Origin of the sequence: Nonomuraea sp. 10N515B (genome assembly GCF_052245915.1) — a bacterium.
Taxonomy (GTDB): domain Bacteria; phylum Actinomycetota; class Actinomycetes; order Streptosporangiales; family Streptosporangiaceae; genus Nonomuraea.
This window is the reverse complement of sequence record NZ_JBQQBQ010000021.1, coordinates 42,147-60,857: the sequence shown is the minus strand read 5'-3', so window position 1 is coordinate 60,857 and position 18,711 is coordinate 42,147. Positions and strand designations below refer to the sequence as shown.

At 70.3% G+C, this 18,711-nt stretch carries 20 protein-coding genes; 6 read left to right on the top strand and 14 right to left on the bottom strand.

Features of this window, described 5'->3' with window-relative positions; genetic code table 11:
- Both ACTWQA_RS28910 and ACTWQA_RS28905 read right to left on the bottom strand, forming a co-directional pair.
- Positions 1 to 633 (bottom strand): DUF47 domain-containing protein, encoded by a 633-nt coding sequence (locus ACTWQA_RS28910; protein ID WP_443162208.1) that lies wholly within the window; start codon positions 631 to 633, stop codon positions 1 to 3.
- Between the two features lie 25 nt (positions 634 to 658).
- Entirely contained in the window at positions 659 to 1,606 is a 948-nt protein-coding gene (locus ACTWQA_RS28905) for an inorganic phosphate transporter (RefSeq protein WP_443162207.1), read from the bottom strand.
- A gap of 258 nt (positions 1,607 to 1,864) precedes the next feature.
- Here ACTWQA_RS28905 and purU point away from each other — a divergent pair, with 258 nt between their 5' ends.
- Positions 1,865 to 2,719, top strand: coding sequence for a formyltetrahydrofolate deformylase (gene purU / locus ACTWQA_RS28900; protein WP_443162206.1), 855 nt, complete (start codon positions 1,865 to 1,867; stop codon positions 2,717 to 2,719).
- Here purU and ACTWQA_RS28895 read toward each other — a convergent pair.
- From ACTWQA_RS28895 to ACTWQA_RS28875, 5 genes are read right to left on the bottom strand one after another with little or no spacing between them, the layout of a single operon-like run.
- Positions 2,716 to 3,135 (bottom strand): cupin domain-containing protein, encoded by a 420-nt coding sequence (locus ACTWQA_RS28895; protein ID WP_327590059.1) that lies wholly within the window; start codon positions 3,133 to 3,135, stop codon positions 2,716 to 2,718. The two genes, purU and ACTWQA_RS28895, sit on opposite strands and share 4 nt — an antisense overlap.
- Positions 3,132 to 3,482 carry a VOC family protein gene (locus ACTWQA_RS28890; RefSeq protein WP_443162205.1) on the bottom strand — a complete coding sequence of 117 codons (351 nt, stop codon included), beginning with the start codon at positions 3,480 to 3,482 and terminating at the stop codon, positions 3,132 to 3,134. Before ACTWQA_RS28890 ends, ACTWQA_RS28895 begins: the two co-directional genes overlap by 4 nt.
- A gap of 5 nt (positions 3,483 to 3,487) precedes the next feature.
- Positions 3,488 to 3,664: a helix-turn-helix domain-containing protein gene (locus ACTWQA_RS28885; RefSeq protein WP_443162204.1), complete on the bottom strand. Its 177-nt coding sequence runs from the start codon at positions 3,662 to 3,664 to the stop codon at positions 3,488 to 3,490.
- Entirely contained in the window at positions 3,661 to 4,275 is a 615-nt protein-coding gene (locus ACTWQA_RS28880; protein ID WP_443162203.1) for a DUF6597 domain-containing transcriptional factor, read from the bottom strand. Before ACTWQA_RS28880 ends, ACTWQA_RS28885 begins: the two co-directional genes overlap by 4 nt.
- Before the next feature lie 9 nt (positions 4,276 to 4,284).
- A complete protein-coding gene (locus ACTWQA_RS28875) occupies positions 4,285 to 6,342 on the bottom strand; it encodes a prolyl oligopeptidase family serine peptidase (RefSeq protein ID WP_443162202.1) in 2,058 nt (685 codons plus the stop codon).
- Between the two features lie 280 nt (positions 6,343 to 6,622).
- Here ACTWQA_RS28875 and ACTWQA_RS28870 point away from each other — a divergent pair, with 280 nt between their 5' ends.
- The 3 genes from ACTWQA_RS28870 to ACTWQA_RS28860 are packed head-to-tail and all read left to right on the top strand — an operon-like array spanning position 6,623 to position 8,193.
- Positions 6,623 to 7,132 (top strand): HNH endonuclease, encoded by a 510-nt coding sequence (locus ACTWQA_RS28870; RefSeq protein WP_305915182.1) that lies wholly within the window; start codon positions 6,623 to 6,625, stop codon positions 7,130 to 7,132.
- A gap of 56 nt (positions 7,133 to 7,188) precedes the next feature.
- Positions 7,189 to 7,986: a GNAT family N-acetyltransferase gene (locus tag ACTWQA_RS28865; protein ID WP_443162201.1), complete on the top strand. Its 798-nt coding sequence runs from the start codon at positions 7,189 to 7,191 to the stop codon at positions 7,984 to 7,986.
- Between the two features lie 3 nt (positions 7,987 to 7,989).
- Entirely contained in the window at positions 7,990 to 8,193 is a 204-nt protein-coding gene (locus tag ACTWQA_RS28860) for an FmdB family zinc ribbon protein (protein WP_305915180.1), read from the top strand.
- Here ACTWQA_RS28860 and ACTWQA_RS28855 read toward each other — a convergent pair.
- The 4 genes from ACTWQA_RS28855 to ACTWQA_RS28840 all read right to left on the bottom strand — a co-directional run bounded on the left by ACTWQA_RS28855 (position 8,190) and on the right by ACTWQA_RS28840 (position 12,547).
- Positions 8,190 to 8,963 carry a serine hydrolase gene (locus ACTWQA_RS28855; RefSeq protein WP_443162200.1) on the bottom strand — a complete coding sequence of 258 codons (774 nt, stop codon included), beginning with the start codon at positions 8,961 to 8,963 and terminating at the stop codon, positions 8,190 to 8,192. The genes ACTWQA_RS28860 and ACTWQA_RS28855 overlap by 4 nt on opposite strands.
- Before the next feature lie 170 nt (positions 8,964 to 9,133).
- Positions 9,134 to 9,628 (bottom strand): helix-turn-helix transcriptional regulator, encoded by a 495-nt coding sequence (locus ACTWQA_RS28850; RefSeq protein ID WP_443162199.1) that lies wholly within the window; start codon positions 9,626 to 9,628, stop codon positions 9,134 to 9,136.
- An 85-nt stretch (positions 9,629 to 9,713) separates the two neighbouring features.
- On the bottom strand, positions 9,714 to 11,552 hold the full coding sequence (gene ilvD / locus ACTWQA_RS28845; protein WP_305915177.1) for a dihydroxy-acid dehydratase: 1,839 nt from the start codon (positions 11,550 to 11,552) through the stop codon (positions 9,714 to 9,716).
- Between the two features lie 167 nt (positions 11,553 to 11,719).
- The gene (locus ACTWQA_RS28840) at positions 11,720 to 12,547 is read right to left on the bottom strand and encodes a nuclease-related domain-containing protein (protein ID WP_443162198.1); all 828 of its coding nucleotides are present in this window, start codon (positions 12,545 to 12,547) and stop codon (positions 11,720 to 11,722) included.
- A gap of 203 nt (positions 12,548 to 12,750) precedes the next feature.
- Between ACTWQA_RS28840 and ACTWQA_RS28835 the strand changes: the two genes are divergently transcribed.
- Positions 12,751 to 13,041: a hypothetical protein gene (locus ACTWQA_RS28835; RefSeq protein WP_305915175.1), complete on the top strand. Its 291-nt coding sequence runs from the start codon at positions 12,751 to 12,753 to the stop codon at positions 13,039 to 13,041.
- An 8-nt stretch (positions 13,042 to 13,049) separates the two neighbouring features.
- Complete coding sequence (locus ACTWQA_RS28830; protein ID WP_305915174.1) at positions 13,050 to 13,415, top strand: TPM domain-containing protein; 366 nt, start codon at positions 13,050 to 13,052, stop codon at positions 13,413 to 13,415.
- Positions 13,416 to 13,548: 133 nt separating this feature from the next.
- Here the strand turns inward: ACTWQA_RS28830 and ACTWQA_RS28825 are convergent, their stop codons facing one another.
- The 3 genes from ACTWQA_RS28825 to ACTWQA_RS28815 all read right to left on the bottom strand — a co-directional run bounded on the left by ACTWQA_RS28825 (position 13,549) and on the right by ACTWQA_RS28815 (position 18,708).
- A complete protein-coding gene (locus ACTWQA_RS28825; protein WP_443162197.1) occupies positions 13,549 to 14,499 on the bottom strand; it encodes a hypothetical protein in 951 nt (316 codons plus the stop codon).
- Between the two features lie 29 nt (positions 14,500 to 14,528).
- The gene (locus tag ACTWQA_RS28820; protein WP_443162196.1) at positions 14,529 to 15,803 is read right to left on the bottom strand and encodes a protein kinase domain-containing protein; all 1,275 of its coding nucleotides are present in this window, start codon (positions 15,801 to 15,803) and stop codon (positions 14,529 to 14,531) included.
- Between the two features lie 76 nt (positions 15,804 to 15,879).
- Positions 15,880 to 18,708, bottom strand: coding sequence for a TIM-barrel domain-containing protein (locus tag ACTWQA_RS28815; protein WP_443162195.1), 2,829 nt, complete (start codon positions 18,706 to 18,708; stop codon positions 15,880 to 15,882).
- Positions 18,709 to 18,711: the final 3 nt, after the last annotated feature.

Here is an 18,711-nt window from a genome sequence, read left to right as displayed (position 1 = left end):
TCACCGCTTCATCGCCCCATCCGCGATCGCGTCGGCCGCGTCGCCGATGGCCATGCCGACGATCTCCAGACGGCGCACCAGCTCCCGCTCCTTCATGACGTCCGCCGTCAGCTCCCCAGAGAAGATCCGCGAGATCTCGTACTGGTACATCCGCCGGATGGCCCCGCCCGCCTTCTTCGCCTCCAGCGCGTCGGCCGCCACCCCGGAGGGCCGGGCGGCCAGGCCGCGGACCGCGCTCTCGAGCGCGTCGATGCCGACGATGACCTGGTCGAGCAGGGGAGAGAAGCGGATCTGGTCGGGCACCCGGTAGAGGTGGGACTCGCGGACGAAGTCCCGCAGCGAGTCGAGCACGTCGTCGATCGACCGGGACAGCCGGAACAGGTCCTCCGGATCGATGGGGGTGACGAGAGCGGTCTTGAGCTCGTCGATGAGGCGGGCACGCTCCTCGTCGCCGAGGTGCTCGATCGAGCGCATCTGCTCGTGCGCCCCCGTACGGCCCACCTCGCCGCCGATCATGGCCATCGCCAGCCACGCTCCCTCCTTGGTGGCATTGAGCTGCCCGAGCAGGGCCTCGGTGACCGCGCTGTCCATGCGGCCGGCCATGAGATCCCTGATCCGCCGGAGCCGCTTCATCGCCTGCCTACCTTCCCGTACGCGTTCACCCCTGCGTCATCCCCTTCACCACGAAAGCCCCCACCCCGCCCAGCAGCGCGCTCGCCGGGAGGGTCAGCATCCAGGCCGTACCGATCTTGACGGCGGCGTACCAGCGGACCCGTCCGCCGCCCTGGGCGATGCCCGCGCCGACGAGTCCTCCGGCGACCGCCTGCGTCATGCTCACCGGCATGCCCACGGCCGCGCAGCCGATCACCGCCACGCCTGCCGCCAGCTCCGCGGCGACCCCGTGCGTGGGCCGGAAGACGATGATCTCGCGGCTGAGCGTGCGTCCGGCCTTGGGCAGCCCGTACAGGGTGCCGAGCGCGAACAGGGCGGCCACCAGCGACGTGTACGCGATCGGCGCGCCCGGGAAGCCCAGTGCGATCATGAACACGGCGAGCATCTTCTGGCCGTCGTTGGCCGCGTACGCGAGGGTCTGGAGCAGGAACCCCGCCCGATGCCAGCCCCCCAGCCCCCGCGCCGTGGCCACCGCCGCCAGCACCCGGATGAGCACCCAGGCCAGCAGCCCGCCGACGGCGGGCGCCGCCAGGCCGAACGCCAGCACCAGCGCCACCCACCCCGGCGAGACCGGCAGCCCCCAGCCGAGCCCGGCCCCGGTGAGGCCGCCCACGATGGCCAGCGTGAGGCTGGTCGGGCGGCCCTTCGCGCTGAGCACCGCCGCCACGGCCAGGGCCGCGATCACCGCGATCGTCGTCGCGATCTTGCCGCCGGGCTCCTGGAAGCTCGCCAGCCTGGTCACGAATGTCCGCGCCACCTGGTGCGTGACCAGCGGCACGATCGCCACCATCACCACCAGGGCGAGGATGCCGGTGGCCGGGCGCACCGTGGGCAGCTTGAGCCCGGTGGCGAGAAGGGCGCCCCCGTCGTTGACCCCGGACACGACCGCGAACAAGCCCGCGACCACGATCAGAACGGCGGCTTCCACAAGCATGCGCTCCTTTCCCGCCCGCCCGGTTGTGGCAAGGCACGCCAAAATCCCGGTGAGTGTCCGTAATGCCCGACTACTACCCAAGATCCGGGAGATCAGCGCCATGGCCGGGGACACCGCGTCGCGCCCGGTACGCTCGATCGTGCCGCCACCGCCGGTGCTCAACGGGGGAGGCGGCGGACGGACGGGCCGGGCGACCGGTAATCTGCCCAGATCAGCCGCAAGGCACCCGACGATCCCATGTCCGCGAGAGTGAACGAAGTGACCAGCCCAGCCGAATACATCCTGACGCTGTCCTGCCCCGACCGGCCCGGTGTGGTGGCCGCCGTCTCCGGCCTGCTGGCTCGGCACGGATGCAACATCATCGAGAGCCAGCAGTTCGGCGACAGGGGCGCGCAGCGCTTCTTCATGCGCGTGCAGTTCGCCGGGCCGCTGGGCGAGGACGAGCTCAACGCGGCCTTCGCGGCGCTGGCGCCCGACTTCGCCATGGAGTTCACGGTGCGCGGCGTGGCGAGGAAGCCGCGGGTGCTGATCATGGTCAGCAAGTTCGACCACTGCCTCAACGACCTGCTCTACAGGGTCAAGGCCAAGACTCTCGACATCGACATCGTGGCCGTCGTGTCCAACCATCCCGACCTGCGGCCGCTCACGCAGTCGTACGGCATCGACTACCACCACCTGCCGATCACCGCGGGGACCAAGCTCAAGCAGGAGGCCGAGGTGCTGGCGCTGGTCGAGCACTATCAGGTGGACCTGGTGGTGCTGGCCCGCTACATGCAGGTGCTCTCGCAGGACCTATGCGAGAAGCTGGCCGGGCGGGCGATCAACATCCATCACTCGTTCCTGCCGTCGTTCAAGGGCGCCAGGCCTTACCACCAGGCCTACGACCGTGGCGTCAAGCTGATCGGCGCCACCGCTCACTACGTGACCTCCGACCTGGACGAGGGGCCGATCATCGAGCAGGAAGTGGCCAGGGTCAACCACAGCCACTCGCCCGAGGACCTGGCCGCGATCGGGCGGGACGTGGAGTGCGTGACCCTGGCCAGGGCGGTCAAGTGGCACACCGAGCAGCGGGTGCTGCTCGACGGCCACAAGACCATCGTCTTCCCGCGTTAGCCCCTCTCCGCCCACAGGTCCGGCAGGTACTCGCATCCGTGCCGTTCGAAGAGCTCCCGCAGCCGTTCCCCCGAGCGGTCCGGCACCGAGTGGACCTCCTCGATCAGCCGCACCGTCCCCGGCGACATCACCACCAGGTATCGGGCCGGCGAGCGCGACGGGTTCCAGAACGTGTGGGGCACCCCCGCGGGCCCCACCACCGCCGCTCCCGCTTCGGCCTCCACCTCGTCGTCGCCCAGCCGGAACCTCAGTGTGCCCTCCAGCACGTACCAGATCTCGTCATCGCGTAAATGCCGGTGCGGCGGGGCGATGTATCCGGGGGTCGAGCCGGGGTCGCTCCACTCCGCGACCAGGAACGACCCCTCCATCCGCCCGGCCGTCCGCCCGAGTAACGCCTCCGCTTTGAGCAGGCTCATGGCCGGTACGTCCCGAACCACCAGGAGTTGCCCTGCGGGTCCGTGCAGCCGTACTCGCGCGACCCGTACGGCTGGTCGACCAGCTCCATGGTGATCGCGGCCCCCGCCGCCTTGGCACGGTCATGGTGGGCGTCGACGTCGGCGACCGCGACGTAGATGCCGGGCCCGCCGGGCCGCCCTTCGCCGATCATGATCAGGTCGTTGCCGACGAGCAACTCGGCGTGGTTGACCTTGCCTTCGTCGTTCTTGGACGCCTCGTGCACCCGGAACCCGAACGCGCTGGTCAGGAAGTCGATCGCGGCCTGGCAGTTCTCGTAACGGGCTAGTGCGTAAACGGTTCGCTCCATGACGCTCAGGATGCTCGGCCGGCGCCCTCCGGTCTTGGATAAATCTGACCGGGCGTCGTGTCCCCGAGCACCCGGAACTCCCGGTTCATGTGCGCCTGGTCGTAGAAGCCGCACTCCGCCGCCACCTGCGCGATGGGGGTGCCGGAGTGCAGCATGCGCATGGCCCGCCCGAACCTGATCACCCGGCCGTCTTCGGCGGCAGCCCGATCTGGTCCTGGAAACGCGCCACGAGGTGCCGGTGGCTCCAGCCGAGCGACTCCGCCAGCGAAGCGGCGCTCAGCCGGCCGCCCGATGCCAGCAGCCGCGCCCACGCCCACGGCACCTCGGGTCCCAGCGGAGGCTCCTCATGGATGCGGGCTGTGAGCAGCCGGTCGGCCAGCGCCAGCCGCTCCCGCCACGACGGCGTCTCGGCCAGCCGGCCCACCACCATGTCCGCCCACGGCCCCAGCAGGTCCCCGACCGGCACGGTCAGGTTCGTCAGGTGCCGGAGCGGCAAGCCGTAGAGGCGCCTGGCCCCGAACGGCGTGAGCACCACCTCCACGCCCTCGCAGGGCCCGCTCACGCGGGTGACGGTGAACCGGTCGCCCAGCCCGCCCGTGAACGCCGTGAACCGCTCCCCGCCCACCTCCATCGGCGCGCCGAACGCGAGGATGAGCACGGCCCCCGGCATCGCGGCCTCCGACCGCGTGACCGGGGAGCCGTAGTGCTCCCGGTAAGCGCACAGCCGCGTCACGTAGGGGCGCAACGCAGCGCTGGGGGCGGCCTCCACCATGGCCGGCCCCAGCGTGCTCATGTGTCCAGACTAGAGTCCGGTGTGCGTGGCGAGGAAGGTCAGCGTGTCGGCCGACAGGTCGACCGTGCGGCTCACCGCGCGCGCTCCGTGCCCCACCTCGGCCTCGTTACGCAGCAACACCGGCCGCTCCGCCGTCGAGGCGTGCTGGAGCGCCGCGCACATCTTCCACGCGTGCAGCGGGTGCACGCGCGTGTCGGACTGGAAGACGGTGAACAGCGTCGCCGGGTACGTCACCGCCTCCTGGACGTGGTGGTAGGGCGAGTATCCCAGCAACCAGCCGAATTGCTCGGGGTCCTCGGCGCTGCCGTACTCGACGTTCCAGGTGGCCCCGAGGCCGAACTGCTCGTACCTGATCATGTCGAGCAGCGGCGCGGAGCACACCACGGCCGCATAGAGCTCAGGGCGCTGCGTCAGCGCGGCGCCCACGAGCAGGCCGCCGTTGGAGCCGCCGGAGATGCCGAGCTGGGCGGAGGTGGTCACCCCGGTCTCGATGAGGTGCTCGGCGGCCGCGTGGAAGTCGTCGAACACGTTCTGCTTGTGGGCCAGCATGCCCGCGCGGTGCCAGTCCTCGCCCTCCTCGCCGCCGCCGCGCAGGTTGGCGATGGCGTAGACGCCGCCGGCCTCCACCCAGGCCAGGACCGACGCCGAGTAGCCGGGGGTCATCGACAGGCCGAAGCCGCCGTAGCCGTAAAGGATCGTGGGCCGCGGGCCCGAGCTCTCCTCAAGAGGAGAGATGATCAGCATGCGGACGTCCGTGCCGTCCTTCGACTGGTAGACGACCTGCCGGGTGCGCACCTCCGGCACCTCGACCGCCCCCGGCGAGGCCGCCCACAGCGTCGTCTCGCCGGTCCTGGCGTCGTAGCGCTGGATGGTGGGCGGCGTGGTGTTGTCGGTGTAGCCGAACCAGGCCTCGTGGCCGCCTTCGGGGCGCTCGGAGATGCCGCCGATCGTGCCGAGCCCGGGCGTGGGCACCTCGCCGACCCGCTCGCCGGTCTCCAGGTCGTGGACGGTGATCTCGCTGATCGCGTGACGGGTCCAGCCCACCAGCATGACCGGGCGTTCGAGGTCGTCGAGGATCGCGAAGTCGCTCAGCACCGCCTCGGGGTCCTCGGGGATCAGCTCGCGCCAGGTGTCGTAGCCGGGCGTGGCCGGGTCGGTGACGCACACCCTGGCCCTGGACGCCTCGCGATCGGTGTGCACGTAGAGCCTGCCGTCGCGGCCGAAGGCCAGCCCGGTCTGCGCGTCCACGCCTTCCTGGACCACCGTCAGCTCCGGCCGCTCCAGCGGGGAGGCGGTCAGGTCGGCCACCCAGAGGTCGTTGCGCGGCGCGGTGCCCTCGTGCGCGGACACCTGCAGCCAGCGGCCGTCCCGCGAGACCGAGACGCCGTAGTAGTTCGTCATCTTCAGCCCCTCGCCGAAGATCATCACGTCGTCCTCGGTGGAGGTGCCGACGCGGTGCAGGTAGACGCGGCGGTGGAACTGCGTCTCGTTCTCCGGCACCTCGGTGCTCGGCAGCCTGCGCACGTAGTAGAACGCCTCGCCGCCCGGCATCCAGGCGATGGGGGAGTAGCGGCAGCGGTCGATCGGGCCCTCGACGCGCGTGCCCGTCGCCACGTCCATGACGTAGAGCGCCGACTCCTCGTCGCCGCCGACCGAGATCTGGTAGGCCAGCAGGCGCCCCTCCTTGTCAGGCTGCACGGCGTCGAGCGTGGTCAGCCCGGACGGGTCGATCCCCATGGGGTCGACCAGCGCCCGCTCGGTCCCGTCCGGCTCGACGACGTAGTAGACGGCGTGCTCCTGGTCGGGGGTGCGGCGGCTGAAGAAGTGGCGTCCGCCGCGCCAGGCCGGCGTGCCGACCGAGCCGGACCTGAGCAGCTCGGCGATACGGCTCTTGAACCGCTGCTGGCCCCTTCCGCGGGAGAACAGCTCAGCCTGCGCGAGGAGCCATCCCTTCGTCTCCGGACTGTCGGGGTCCTCGAGCCACCGATAGGGATCCGGAACGGGCGTTCCGTGCAGGATGTCGACGGTCTCTTCGCGGCGTGCAGTTGGATACGGCTCTCGCGTCATGCACGGAACCCTACTGCCAATGGGGAGGGGTAAAGCGCTGGTGAAGCGGGCATAAAACGTATCGTGCGTCCCTCTAGTCATTCCGGCCAGATGTTTTTGGGGTGGCGGGGACCACGGTGCAAACGCCAGACTTGGTGACAGGACGGTGCCGTGGTGACCATCCGCTGGGCCGTCCGGCGGAGGTCCACGTGACGGAAGCACGAGTGCCCCAGGAGGGGCCGACAGGCGGGACATGCCGCGGCATGTCCCCTTTGATACGCGCGCAGCAGGGAGAGGCACGATGACGCGCCAAGTCCTGCTGCTCAATGCCACTTACGAGCCCATGACCACCCTCTCGCTGCACCGTGCCATCGTGCTCGTGCTGCGGGAGAAGGCCGACATCGTGCATCGCGACGGCAGGGGCGCGGTGCTGCGCTCGGCCAGCTGCACGCTCGACGTGCCCTCGGTGATCAGGCTCCGCAGATACGTCCGCATCCCCTACCGGTCGCGCATTCCCCTGACCAGGGCGGCGCTCATGCGCCGTGACAACTACCGCTGCGCCTACTGCGGCCAGCGGGCCGAGACCATCGACCACGTCATCCCGCGGTCCCGGGGTGGCGCCCACACCTGGGAAAACTGCGTCGCGTCCTGCACGACGTGCAACCACAGGAAGGCCGACAAATACCTGGAGGAGCTGGGGTGGACGCTACGCGTCAGCCCTGCGGTGCCACGGGGCGCCCACTGGAGGCTGATCGGCGCGTCGCTCGTCGGAGACCCTCTGTGGGCGCCCTACCTCGAGGCCGCCGCATAAAGGGGCCCCGAAAACCGCTTTGAACGGGGCGGTCCCGGCCTGGCACCATGCCAGGCATGTGGACCTTCACCTCGGACGTCGAGGCCTACGCCGCGGTCGCCGAGCCCTTCCTGCTCGGCGACCCGGTGGGCAACACCGTCGCGCTGACCGTCCTGGCCAACCTGAGGGCCGGCATGTCCGCCAAGGGCGCCCGTTTCGGCTGGTGGACGGTGGACGGCGAGGTGCGCGGGGCGGCCTTCCACACCCCGCCCTACCCGATCGGGCTCGCCGTCATGCCGGTCGAGACCGTCGCGCCGCTGGTGGAGGCGCTCGATCACGACATCCCTGCGCTCGTCGGCCCGGTGCGGCTCACCGACGAGGTCGCGCGCCTGATGGGGCCGCCCAGCCGGGTCCTGTCCGAGCGGCTCTACCGGCTCGGCACGCTGCGGATCCCCGGCGTGCCCGGCCGTGGCCGGCTCGCCACGCCCGCCGACTATCCGCTCCTGGTCAGCTGGCATCAGGCCTTCGGCGAGGAGGTCGCGCTGCCCGATGGCGATGCCGCCGACCGCGTCGCCCGGCGGATCGCGGCCCGGGAGTTGTTCCTGTGGGAGGCGGACGGTGTGCCGGTCTCGCTCGCCGCGCTCTCGCCCGCGGCCGGCGGCGTCTGCCGCATCGGGCCCGTCTACACGCCTCCGTCGTGCCGCAAGCGCGGCTACGGCTCCGCCGTCACGGCCTATGCCAGCCAGGCCGGGCTGGAGGAGCGCTGCGAGCAGGTCGTGCTCTTCACCGACCTGGACAACCCCACGAGCAACGCCATCTACCAGGCGATCGGCTACGAGCCCGTGTCCGACTACGCGCATATCGCCTACGCTTAGTCCATGCCGCGTTACGACTTCCGCTGCCGCGCCTGCGGCTCCACGTTCGAGGTGTCCCGTCCCATGTCGGCCTCCGACGACCCGGCGGCCTGCCCGGAGGGCCACGACGACACGGTGAAGCTGCTGTCCACCGTGGCCATGACGGGCGGCGCGGCCGCGCCCCGGGCGACCGGCGGCGGCTGCTGCGGCGGTGGCTGCTGCTCCTAGGACGAGACCGTCGTCTTCGCCCGGGTCGTCAGGGCGCTGACCGCCACCTGGGCCAGGTGCTCCACGGTGGCGACGCCGGTCTCCATGTCCGGGCTGCGCTCCGACAGGACGGCGATCAGCAGCTCGTGCCCGCGCACGCGGAGCCGTCCCACGCTGTTGATCGTCCACAGCCCGCCGTGCACGTGAGCCGGCAGCCATCCGTTCTTCAGCGCCTCGCCGCCGGCTGCGCTGACGCCCCACGCCTGCTCGGGCACGACCGATGACATGAGCTTGAGCGCATACCGCCGGTGCAGGTCCGACAGCGGGCCGCTCGGGTCCGTGAGCCGCTCCAGGACCTTCACCTGGTCGGACGGGCGGCTGCGGGTCGATCCCCAGGAGAGCCCTGGCCCGGGTCGCGTGTGCTGGACACCGAGCGTGCGCAGCACCCGGGAGAGCCCGTTCTGGCCGCCGATCATCATGTAGAGCTCGTGCGCGCAGTCGTTGTCGCTGTTGCGGATCATGCGGTCGGCCAGCCGGTGCTCGTAGGCGGTCAGCCGCCGTCCCTCGCGCTGCTTGTCCAGCAGGAACGCCAGCAGGATGTCCACCTTGGCCACGCTGGCCAGCATGTACGGTGTGTGCTCGCGGAAGGCGTACCTGATGCCGGTCGTCTTGTCGTAGACGGCCACCGAAGCCCGGCCGGGCCGCTGCCGCAGGTAGCGCTCCAGCGCCCGGTCGAGGGCGCGCCGCCTGTCCGGCGGCAGCGCGCGCTCGACGACGACAGGGGCCTGCACACGGGGCACCACGGTGACCGGGCGTGGCGTCCCGGACGACGGAGTGGCGCACCCGGGCGCCATGATCAGTAGGGCAAAGGGCCAGATCCCCCGTACGCGCATGTGCCGGAGCCTGCCACCCCCGACCCCAAAGGCCGGGGGTGCGAACGGTCAAGAGCAGGCCAGTTTCTTTACGCGGCCCTGCTGCGCCGGCGGCGCTGGAACGGCAGGAACCGGTCGGCGAGATGCGGACGGGACGGCGTGAGCGTGGGCTCGACCGCGATGATCCGGTCGAACCGGAAGGCCCTGATCGCCCGGCGCATCCTGCACACCCCGACCAGATACCAGTATTCGCGGTGGACCAGGCACGTCACCGGCTCGACGTCACGGCTGGTGACGACGCCCGAGGCGTCCTGGTAGTGCAGGCGGATCATGAGGCGGCTGGTGATGGCGTCGGCCATGAGCCTGGCCCTGGAGGCGATCTCCACGGGCAGCGGCTCGGTCAGCGTCGTGAGCGTGGTGGCGATGACGTCGTCGTCGAGCTCCAGGTGCTCGAACGCGTGCTGGAGGCCGCGCCGGGCGGTGACGGCCTGGGGGCCGGCTCCGAGGTGGGCGAGGGAGAGTGCGAGGGCGGCGATCTCGGCGGTCGTCAGCGGGCGAGTATCGTGCTTCACGACTGTCGTCATACCCCAACAATAGGGATGACCACCGACATTTTTCGAAAGTCTGTGCGGCAGGCGAGAACCCTGTCACCTGCCGCACAGGCCGCGCTTACTTCGACAGCTGCGACAGGTCGCGGGAGGCGCCCGTCGAGGCGGACGTCGTCATCGCCGCGTACGCCTGCAGCGCCACGCTCACCGGCCGGTTGCGCTCCCGCGGCCGGTATCCCCCCAGGTCGGCCAGCAGCCGCTCGCGCCGGGCCGTCAGCTCGGCCTCCGGGACGCGCAGCTCCATCGACCGGTTGGGGATGTCGATGTCGATGATGTCGCCATCCTCGACCAGCGCGATCGCGCCGCCCTCGGCCGCCTCGGGCGAGGCGTGGCCGATCGACAGCCCCGACGTGCCGCCGGAGAAACGGCCGTCGGTGATCAGCGCGCAGACCTTGCCCAGGCCCTTGCCCTTCAGGAACGAGGTCGGGTAGAGCATCTCCTGCATGCCGGGCCCGCCCTTGGGGCCCTCGTAGCGGATGACCACCACGTCGCCCGCCTTGACCCTGCCGCCCAGGATGCCCTCGACCGCCTGCTCCTGCGACTCGAACACCACGGCGGGCCCGCTGAACGTCCAGATCGACTCGTCGACCCCGGCCGTCTTCACCACCGCGCCGTCCCGCGAGATGTTGCCGTAGAGCACGGCCAGCCCGCCGTCCGCGGTGTAGGCGTGCTCGAGGTCGCGGATGCAGCCTGCCGCCCGGTCGAGGTCGAGGTCGTCCCAGCGGTTGTCCTGCGAGTATGCCTTGACGGTGCGCACGTTGCCGGGCGCCGCGTGCCACAGCTCCACGGCCTCGGGCTTCGCCGACGGCGACTTCACGTCCCAGGCGGCCAGCATGTCGGCGAGCGTGCCGCCGTTCACGGTGGGCACGTCGCGGTGCAGCAGGCCGGCCCGGTCGAGCTCACCCAGGATGGCCGGGATGCCGCCGGCGCGGTGGACGTCCTCGACGTGGTATTTGTTCGTGGCCGGGGCGACCTTGCACAGGCAGGGCACGCGCAACGAGATCTCGTTGATCTCCTTGAGCCCGAAGTCCACCTGCGCCTCGCGGGCCGCGGCCAGGATGTGCAGGATCGTGTTGGTCGAGCCGCCCATGGCGACGTCGAGGGTCATGGCGTTCTCGAACGCCTCGCGGGTGGCGATCGAGCGCGGCAGCACCGACTCGTCGCCGTCCTCGTAGTAGCGGCGGGTGATCTCCACGAGCTGCCGGCCGGCGTCCTCGAAGAGCGTCTTGCGCGCCTTGTGCGTGGCCAGGATCGTGCCGTTGCCGGGCAGCGCCAGCCCGATGGCCTCGGCCAGGCAGTTCATGGAGTTGGCGGTGAACATGCCGGAGCAGGACCCGCACGTGGGGCAGGCGCTCTCCTCCATCTCCAGCAGCTCGGCGTCGGAGACGGAGTCGTCGGCGGCGGCGATCATCGGGTCGATCAGATCGAGCTTCTTGCCCGGGGTCTTGCCGGCCTCCATGGGGCCGCCGGAGACGAAGATCGTCGGGATGTTCAGCCTGAACGCCGCCAGCAGCATGCCCGGCGTGATCTTGTCGCAGTTGGAGACGCAGATCAACGCGTCCGCGCAGTGCGCCTCGACCATGTATTCCACGGCGTCGGCGATCAGCTCGCGCGACGGCAGCGAGTAGAGCATGCCGCCGTGGCCCATCGCGATGCCGTCGTCCACGGCGATCGTGTTGAACTCGCGCGGGATCGCCCCTGCCTCCCTGATGGCCGCCGAGACGACGTCGCCGACTTCCCTGAGATGCACGTGACCCGGCACGAACTGGGTGAAGCTGTTGGCCACCGCGATGATGGGTTTGCCGAAGTCGCTCCCGGCTACGCCGGTCGCCCGGAGCAGGGCCCGGGCACCGGCCATGTTCCTGCCGTGGGTGACTGTACGTGACCTGAGGGCGGGCATTGGGCTTCTCCCATCGCTAGCAAGTCTTCACATGTTACGACCACCGCCCGGCAACTGAGACAACCGTCCACGCATCGGACGGCCGGTTACCGGATCGTGGCGCAACCGAAGCCAGGCCAAGATGACGCCGCGCACGGTGGGAGTGCCGGACGCGTCGTGGGGAGTGGTCAGCCCTCGCCGTAGCGGGCGGGAAGCTCCCTGGCGGCGATGTCGTAGATCCGGTCGATCTCCATGGCGGTCAACGCCCGCTCCCGCTTGGTGATCCATTTGCGGGCGCGGTCACCCTGGTAGACGTCCACGCCGCGGATCGTCATGATCTTCCAGGGCACGGCCGGGCCGTAGATGGCGAGCGAGGGCACGACCGACACCTCGCGGCCGAACGACCTGCTGATCAACTCGCCTGCCTGCGACGCCTCCCACTTGGCCTCGTTGAGCCTGGCCTTCTGGTCGAAGGGGCCGTGGAAGAGCTTCTTGCCCATCTGCACGCGTACGGGAAGGCGTTTGTCCCACTTCTCGGAGTCGACCGCGTACACGCCTGTGGGGCCCACCACGAGGTGGTCGATCTGGGCCTCGCTGTTCGGGATCGCCCGGGCGTGCAGCGTGCGGTAACCCAGGCGCTCCAGCTTGCGCAGCTGTGCCTCGGTGCGTCGCTCCGCCACAGACGCGCGCCGCCAGGCGGGCACGGAGGAGTTGGAACGCGCGCGGTAAACCGCCTCCAGGATCGCCGCGACCACGCCCGCGGTCACGCCGACCCGCCAGTCCCCCACGAGGAAGCCCACCACCAAGGCCACGCCGACGGCCGCCAGCAGGCGGTTGCGCAGGCGGCGGAAACGCGGTTGCTGCAGCAGGCTACGCACGGACGCGCGCTCGACGGGCGCGTAGGTGGAGGTGGGCGCCGATGGCTTCGCGGCGGCGGTCTGCTCGCTTTCTGGCCGGTCGCTCACCCAGATAGGTGACGCGTTGTGACCGTCTTCTCGCTGTTTGTCGGAGTCCACGTCACTCACCGTAGCCCGCACATCTGACTGATTCCTAGTGTTGCCCTGTCCATAGTTTTATGGCCCAGCTCATCGTGTTCCACGCCCGGTTTCGGGGTATTACTAACGTTCTTCTCTAGAGAAGCTTACGGGTCGTACAAGATCCTAACCCTTCGCCCGTATGGGGTCTGGCCGGACTCGCTTACGAGGTTTACGTTCATGGTGTGGACGGCGCGGCAGAGATCCTGCTCTTTCTCTTCGGGGTTTCCATGGGGCTGTTCGTGCTGATCAGCCTGCTGGTCATGGTGCCTGGACGCAGCGTGCAGCGGAGGGTGGAGTCCGGCCCCGTGTGGCTGGGCGGCCCGTCGGGCAGCGAACGCGGCGTGAGCACCTCGGGCCTGGTGCTGGCCGACCGGGTGGCGCACTGGGCCACCGTTCCCGAGGCCGACTGGGTGGCCGCGGCCGAGACGGCGGAGCCGGGCCGGCACGTCGGCGGCGCGTCCGCCGGATGGTGAGGCTGACGATGCGAGGACTGACCACCGCTCAGGCGGACGACATCAGGAAGGCCCTGCGGGCTGCCGAGCAGCGCAGCGGGCTCCGGTTCGGGTTGTTCCTCGGGGAGCCGGTCGGCGGGCGGCGGCACTTCGCCGAGCGCCTGCACGCCGCCCTCGGCGAGGAAGCGGACGACGCCGTGGTGATCCTGGTGGACGTCAAGGGGCGAGGGCTGGAGATCGTGACGGGAGAGCGCGCCAGGCGGCGGCTGAGCGACAACGCCTGCCGCCTCACCGCCATGTCCATGGCGACCGCGTTCAGCGTCGGCGACGTGATCGGTGGCATCTTGTACGGCATCGCGTCGCTCGGCGAAGCATCGACCTCTCGCCGCCCCTAACCCCAAACAACCATCCTTTACGGTCGCCCAGCGTCACCGCACGCGCCGTAGTCCCTGCCGTCTGTCATGGCCGGTCGTGAAGGCTCACGGGTTGCTCGCCGTGACGGAGCGTCTAGTTGACCGGCTCCGTGGTTCAGAGCCGCTCCAGCAGCGTGACGATGTGGTCGCTCACGCCGTTCAGCAGTGTGGCCGGCTGGATTTCGGCGGCGGCGATCGCGGAGAAGAGGGACGGCAGGCCTGGCAGGGGGAAGCCGTCGTCCTTCATGGCGGCACCGCCTATCGGGTTCTTGTCCAGGGCGGTGCGGCTGCGTTCCCAGGCGTCGAGGACCTCTTCGGGTGAGGGGACGCCGAAGCCGTGGCCTACCGGTGCCGCGTGGCGCAGCCTTACCAGCGGGGTGTCGGCGAAGGACAGGGCCGTGCGGGCGCGTAGCTGGAGGTCGGCGTAGGGTTCCGGGGCGATCCAGTCCATGGCCGTGCAGGGGTTGCGGCAGGCGGCGACGCATACGGCGAGTGCTCCGGCCACCTGGCTGTGCTGGCGGTCGAAATACGCGCGCCAGCCCTCGTTCGGCTCCGTGGAGACCCGCAGCGTCCGGTTGGTGGCGGACTGCTCGGACTTGGTGTGGTCGCACTCGCGGTCGCCGATCACGCCGAACCTGCTGCCGGTCGCGCTCAGCCCTTCGGGCCAGCGGGCAGGGTCCCCGGCATGGCCGAGCTGTGGCTCGAACGCCAGCAGCGGCAGGTATTCGCTGGCGATGTGCACGGCGGCGATCATCGGGCTCAGCTCGCGACGGTGCCAGCGTACGGCGATCACCTCGAGCAGCAGCCCATAGGCCGGCCGCAGGGACTCCAGCGCCCCCCGCGGCTGCTCGCGCGGCGTCTGCGGCATGTGGCAGGCCCGCGCCCGCCGCCGCAGCTCGGCGGGCACCACTTTCGCCTCGACCGCGAAGTCCTCCGCGTCGAGCGAGAGCAGTCGGTGCCCGAACTCGCACACCTCGGAGATCTCCGCCGCCGGCGCGAGCGCTCCGAGGTCGGCGAAGGCGTAACGGCGGGCGAGGGCGATCAGGAGGTCACGAGTGGTATCCACGCGACGACTTTCTCACGAGCGAGGAGCGATTACGGACATGGCTCACGTATGCACTGAATGTCGCTCGTTGGCTTGCCCTCGGTGGGCTCGGACGACGGTTCCTCGGGCCCGGGCGTGGTCGGCTCCTGGGACGGCTCCTGCGTGGGCTCGGACGTGGTGGGCTTGGAAGTGGGCGAGCTGGTCGGCTTGGTCGGCGTGACCGTCGCCGAAGGGCTCGGCGCCGGGGTCGTCACCCTGGTCGGCTTGGAGCTCGGGGCGCGCCTGGTCGGCGGTGCGGACTGTTGCCTGGTCGAGGGCGGCGTGGTGGGCGCGGCCGTGACCGAGGTGCCCCGCACGGTCGGCGGCACTTCGTCGAGGACCGTGGGCGTGACCGGGCGCAGCCAGACGGCGCCTGCCACGGCGGCCGTCACGACCACGGCGGCTGCCGCGGTGAGCGCCGCTCTCATGGCACGGCCGCGGCGCGGCGCGGGTGCCGTGCCGGGTGTGGCCAGCGCCCTGCGCGCGGCCTCGGCCATCAGCGCAGCCGATGGCCAGCGCCGGTCCGGTGCCTTGTCCAGCGCACGCTCGACTACCTGCCGCGGGCCCGGAGGCACCTCGGCGGGCAGGGGCGGCACGGGAGAGTTGAGATGCTTGAAGATGATCTGCACGGGCGTGTCGCCCTGGAACGGCAGGCGACCGGTCAGGCACTCGTAGGCCACCACGCCCAGCGCGTAGACGTCCACCGCCGGCGTCACCTCGCTGGCAGTGGCCATCTCCGGCGCACAGTAGCCCGCCGAGCACAACATCGTGCCGGTGGCCGTCAGGTGGCCTGCCGAGACCGAGTGGGCGATGCCGAAGTCGGTGAGCGCCACGCCGCCGTCGGGCCTGATCATGAGGTTGGCGGGTTTGACGTCGCGGTGCACGATGCCCTGCGCGTGCGCGGCGGCCAGCGCGTCGCCGACCTCCGCGACCAGGCGCATGGTGGCCTCCACGCCGAGCGGGCCACGCCGCAGCACGCGGTCGAGCGACTCGCCCGGCACGTGCTCCATGACCAGGAAGCTCACCTGGCGGCCGTTGACGTCGGCGATGCCGTAGTCGTAGACGTCGACCACGCCGGGGTGGGTCAGGGTGGCCATGGCCCTGGCCTCGTTCTGGAAGCGCTGGGCGAACGTGGGGTTTTCGGTCAGGGCCGGGATGAGCACCTTGACGGCGACGGCGCGCCCGAGAACCGTGTCGTCGGCACGCCACACCTCGCCCATGCCCCCACCGCCGAGGCGGTGGGCCAGCATGTAGCGGTCATTGAGGGTGGTCCCCGCGCCTAGCACGCCATCGAGGCTAACACCGGGCGTTCGCTGACATGGCCAAACTCGGGGGAGCGTAACGGCGATGTCGCCGTAGGTTTCAGAAGGCGCCGGTGGTCGTGCCGCCGTTGCCGGTGGCGGGGGTGGTGAAGGAGGTGTTGGCGCCTGGTTCCCACAGGTCAGCGGTGTCTGGATAGCCGGATTCCTGGCGTTTGACGCACTTCCACTCGACGGCGGTGTTCGGCGGAAGTGTGCCGATGGTGCCGGTCCAGGTCGGATATGCCGTGGGTGACAGCTTGACCGCGCTCGCCACGGACCAGGACCCGAGCTGCGGGGCGCTGCCAACGGCGTAGACCGACTGGCCGGGAGCGGTGGTGCCGTTGTCGCACCTGAACGTCATCGACGCCGGCGCCTGGCCGAGCGTGAACGCGAACGTCTTGGCCGTGGTGACGCTCGCGCTCGCCGCCTTGGCGACGATGAGGTTGCCGCCCGCGTTGTACCAGCCGCCGGCGGCCGCGTCGAAGGCGGTCTTGGTGGCGTGCTGGGTGAGCGGGGAGCCGTTCAGCGTGACGGCCGACGCCTGGGTGCCGGCGACCAGCTCCACCACGGTCGGCCTGCTGGACGGCGCGCCGCTGTAGTCGCCGCTGGAGGCGGCGACGGTGACGGTGGCCGTGGCGCCGCTGAGCTGCTGGCTGATCTGCGTCGTGCGGACGGAGCCGCTCTGGTACGCCGTCGTGGCCCCATCGTCCTCGTAAAGGGTGAAATCGGTGGACGTGGTGTCCGGGTACACGCGGGCGATCAGCTCGTTCCTGGTCGTGCCGTCGGTCCGCTTGCCCATCGCGTTCATGGTCTTGTCGTCGACGTGCGCCTTCGGGATGATCGCCCCTGCCCGGGCGAAGGCAGGCAGCCGGAACACCCCGTTGACCCACAGCGGGCGGTCGGTGAACCACTGGCCGGAGCTGGTGAGCTTCTCGCCGGTGGCGTAGTCGTACCAGGTGCCGGCGGGCAGGTAGACGTCGCGGTCGCGTTCGCCGGCGCCTGCCACGACGCCGACGAGCAGGTCACGGCCGATGAGCTTCTGGTGGCCCATCTCGCGTACGTTCGGGTCGTTCTGGTGGTAGTGCACCAGCGGCGGCACCACGGGCTCGCCGAAGCGGTGAGCGCGGTGGGCCAGCGAGTAGTAGTAGGGCGCGAGCTCGTACCGCTGGCGCAGGTTGGCCAGGTTGCTGGCCTTGTGGCCGATCTTGTCGGGCGAGGTCTGGGCGCAGTTGCACAGGTTCTCCGTGTGCGGGCGGACCGGCACCTCGAACCAGGCGCCATTGGCGAACCACTGCGTGTAGAGCTCGTTCAGGTCTGAATTCAGCATTTCCCTGCGGAAGCCGCCGATGTCGGAGCCGAAGTAGTCGATGCCGGACATCGACATGTGCATCTGCACGTTCTGCTGCTGGGCCAGCGCGGTCAGCTTGGAGCCGATGTCGGCCGACCACATGGCCACGCCGTGCCGCTGGATGCCGGCCGCGCCCGAGCGGGCGAGCATGAACGGGCGCTTGGTGCCGGAGGCGTATCCGCGGGCCACGCTCTCGGCCCACTTGAGGTTGTAGATGTTGTGGTAGTCGGCGTGGGCGTGCTTGCCGGGCAGCACGCCGGAGGTCCAGTCGCCGGCGTCGTACATCTCCGGCTCGCCCAGGTCCAGCCAGTGGCCCTGGACGCCCTGGTCGGCGAGGGGTTGCCGCTTGAGCGTGTGCCAGTAGTCGGCGGCCGCCTCCTGCGTCCAGTCGATCATGCCGCCCCGTCCCCACCAGTCGTTGGTCGTCAGGTAGACGGGGGCGCAGCCCGGGCAGCCCGATCTGACGAGATAGCCGCGCGCGGCCAGGTCGGCGTGTTCGGGCAGGTTCTTGCCGACGTACGACTCCTCGATGGTCATCAGGCCGATGCCCTTGTTCGTCGCGTAGTCGTTGATCGTGGCGGAGGTGTTGGGGAAGGCGGTCGCGTCCCAGGAGAGCGTGCCCATGCGGGTGTTGTCCGAGCCGGCCGTCACCCCGCCGAACCAGGGCAGGTCCAGCACGAACCCGTCCACCGGGAACGCGTCGGCACGGAGCCCGCTGAGCCGGTTGTCGATCTCGGCCCAGTTGTCGTAGCCGAACTCCGACACCCACATGCCGAACGCCTTCTTCGGCGGCACCGGCGGCCTGCCGGTCAGCTCCATGTAGTCCTTGCGCAGGTCCGGCAGGTCGGGCCCGGTCATCGTGTACCAGCGGAGCTGGTCGCCCCAGGTGTCCACCGTCCAGGGGGAGCCGGTCAGGTTCCACTCCTGCTTGTAGACCTGGTCGAGCAGGAGGCCGTAATTCAGGTTCGACGCCCCCACCGCGAAGAGCACCGGGATCTGCGTGTTGCCGACCGGGCCGTTGTCGGTGTCGAAGACCATGGCGTTGCCGTAGGCGCCGCCGGGGGAGCGGGTGCGGCCCACCCAGTCGCCGTCGGCGCTGCCGCCCATGAAGAACTGCTCGCCCAGGCCGTAGGCGTTCTGGATCGAGCCCTTGGTGATGGTCAGGCCCTTCCACGCCTGGGCGAGGTTGCGCGGGCACGCCTCGTAGAGCAGCCTTGCCGGGTCCGAGACCTTGACGCACAACGTCCCGGCCGTGACTTCGACCTTCATGGCGGGCGTGGTGAGCGTGTTGCCCGACTGCGTGAAGCTGGTCGGGCCCAGGTAGTCCTTCTTCGCGACCTGCGGCGTGGTGAAGATCGAGTCGTTCACGCCGGGGCTCGTCCCGTTGGCGAGCTCGAAGTGCACGAGGTCGTCGTCGAGGAACTCCACGATCAGGTACGCCGGCCCGCTGGTGAACTCCACACGCTGGACCGCCGCCTGGGCGGAGGACGCCACGAGGGAGGGCATGAGCAATGCCGCCAAGAAGACGAGCGCGCGGGTCATGGC

What these genes read in the sequence shown, in the direction of transcription:
- ACTWQA_RS28910 (WP_443162208.1), bottom strand. Translation starts at nt 633, where the DNA reads ATGAAGCGGCTCCGGCGGATCAGGGATCTCATGGCCGGCCGCATGGAC.
- ACTWQA_RS28905 (WP_443162207.1), bottom strand. Translation starts at nt 1,606, where the DNA reads ATGCTTGTGGAAGCCGCCGTTCTGATCGTGGTCGCGGGCTTGTTCGCG.
- ACTWQA_RS28895 (WP_327590059.1), bottom strand. Translation starts at nt 3,135, where the DNA reads ATGAGCCTGCTCAAAGCGGAGGCGTTACTCGGGCGGACGGCCGGGCGG.
- ACTWQA_RS28890 (WP_443162205.1), bottom strand. Translation starts at nt 3,482, where the DNA reads ATGGAGCGAACCGTTTACGCACTAGCCCGTTACGAGAACTGCCAGGCC.
- ACTWQA_RS28880 (WP_443162203.1), bottom strand. Translation starts at nt 4,275, where the DNA reads ATGAGCACGCTGGGGCCGGCCATGGTGGAGGCCGCCCCCAGCGCTGCG.
- ACTWQA_RS28875 (WP_443162202.1), bottom strand. Translation starts at nt 6,342, where the DNA reads ATGACGCGAGAGCCGTATCCAACTGCACGCCGCGAAGAGACCGTCGAC.
- ACTWQA_RS28870 (WP_305915182.1), top strand. Translation starts at nt 6,623, where the DNA reads ATGACGCGCCAAGTCCTGCTGCTCAATGCCACTTACGAGCCCATGACC.
- ACTWQA_RS28865 (WP_443162201.1), top strand. Translation starts at nt 7,189, where the DNA reads ATGTGGACCTTCACCTCGGACGTCGAGGCCTACGCCGCGGTCGCCGAG.
- ACTWQA_RS28860 (WP_305915180.1), top strand. Translation starts at nt 7,990, where the DNA reads ATGCCGCGTTACGACTTCCGCTGCCGCGCCTGCGGCTCCACGTTCGAG.
- ACTWQA_RS28850 (WP_443162199.1), bottom strand. Translation starts at nt 9,628, where the DNA reads ATGACGACAGTCGTGAAGCACGATACTCGCCCGCTGACGACCGCCGAG.
- ilvD (WP_305915177.1), bottom strand. Translation starts at nt 11,552, where the DNA reads ATGCCCGCCCTCAGGTCACGTACAGTCACCCACGGCAGGAACATGGCC.
- ACTWQA_RS28830 (WP_305915174.1), top strand. Translation starts at nt 13,050, where the DNA reads ATGCGAGGACTGACCACCGCTCAGGCGGACGACATCAGGAAGGCCCTG.
- ACTWQA_RS28815 (WP_443162195.1), bottom strand. Translation starts at nt 18,708, where the DNA reads ATGACCCGCGCGCTCGTCTTCTTGGCGGCATTGCTCATGCCCTCCCTC.